The sequence below is a fragment of the Chitinimonas sp. BJB300 genome, from assembly GCF_002735695.1.
GTDB lineage: Bacteria > Pseudomonadota > Gammaproteobacteria > Burkholderiales > Chitinimonadaceae > Chitinimonas.
On record NZ_PDZH01000305.1, the window covers coordinates 1 to 1,378 of the forward strand.

Annotated in this window: 1 protein-coding gene; it reads left to right on the forward strand. The window is 52.1% G+C overall.

What is annotated here, in order from left to right:
- Positions 1-366: 366 nt before the first annotated feature.
- A complete protein-coding gene (locus tag CSQ89_RS21525) occupies positions 367-1,290 on the forward strand; it encodes an ABC transporter substrate-binding protein (protein WP_099407988.1) in 924 nt (307 codons plus the stop codon).
- Positions 1,291-1,378 lie beyond the last annotated feature (88 nt).

Here is a 1,378-nt window from a genome sequence, read left to right on the forward strand (position 1 = left end):
CTTGGACAAAAAACGCGTGACCTGGTCGTGGCTCACTGCACCATCTACCATCGCCGACAAGCCCGTACAAATCGAGTTTTTTGTTCTTCATGGCGACAGGTTATCGTATGCACTGCGTAACATCAGTTAAGTAGTGAACGGAATGCACCAAATAAGGCGTGACAACGAACGGCTGGTGACAGCGCGCATCTCAACCCTGTTTGTTGCCTTGTAGCACCGCAAGGTAACAAACAGAATTTAGGGATAGTTGTCACGTTTCCGCAACGCATCACTTTCACCATCTGCTGACTTGCCACCGTGTGTGTTACCGTTTACCGCCACGCGGTAGACGCCGTCATTCTGTATTAATTCAAGAGGAAGAATTCTATGAAGCAACTGACCTTATTACAGATAGCGGTGGCTGCTGCATTAGCTACCGGTGCCGTAGGTGCACACGCTGCTTCTACGCTGAAATACTGCTCTGAAGGCAGCCCTGCAGGTTTCGACCCCGGCCAATATCAAGCGGGGACTGATTTTGATGCTTCAGCCGAAACCGTCTTCAATCGTCTCGTGGACTTCGAACGCGGCGCCACCAAGGTGATTCCTGGCTTGGCGGAAAAATGGGAAATCAGCCCAGACAGCCTGACCTATACCTTCCACCTGCGCAAAGGCGTGAAATTCCACAGCAACGAGAGCTTCAAGCCCACGCGCGACTTCAACGCAGACGATGTGGTGTTCACTTTCGAACGCATGCTAAGCAAGGAACACCCATTCCGTAAGGCTTACCCGACTGAATTCCCCTACTTCACCGATATGGGCATGGATACGAATATCGCCAAGGTAGAAAAGATTGATCCACAAACCGTCAAGTTCACGCTTAAGAATGTGGATGCCGCTTTTCTGGCCGACGTGGCCATGTCTTTTGCTTCGATTCATTCGGCCGAATACGCCAATGCCTTGTTGAAGGCCGGCAAGCCCACCACCATCAACACCGCCCCGATTGGCACCGGCCCATTTGTCTTCAAGAGCTACCAAAAAGACGCCATCATCCGCTACACCGCCAACAAGGATTATTGGAAGAAAGGTGAAGTCAAGATCGACAACCTGATCTTCTCGATCACTACCGATAGCTCGGTACGGGCACAGAAGCTCAAAGCCGGCGAGTGCGACGTCGCCTTCCAACCCAAACCGGCCGATGTCGCGGTGCTCAAGGCTGACCCCAATATCAACATGCTGACGCAAGCCGGTTTCAACCTGGGTTACGTGGCTTACAACCTGATGTTACGCAGTAGCTGCGAGAAGCAGCTGTAACTGATCATAAGCCGCGCGGGAGGCGTTGATCAGTAACTTGCGGCAAAGTGCGAATGGGTTCTTCTGCGTCTTGATGCTCAGGCATTCA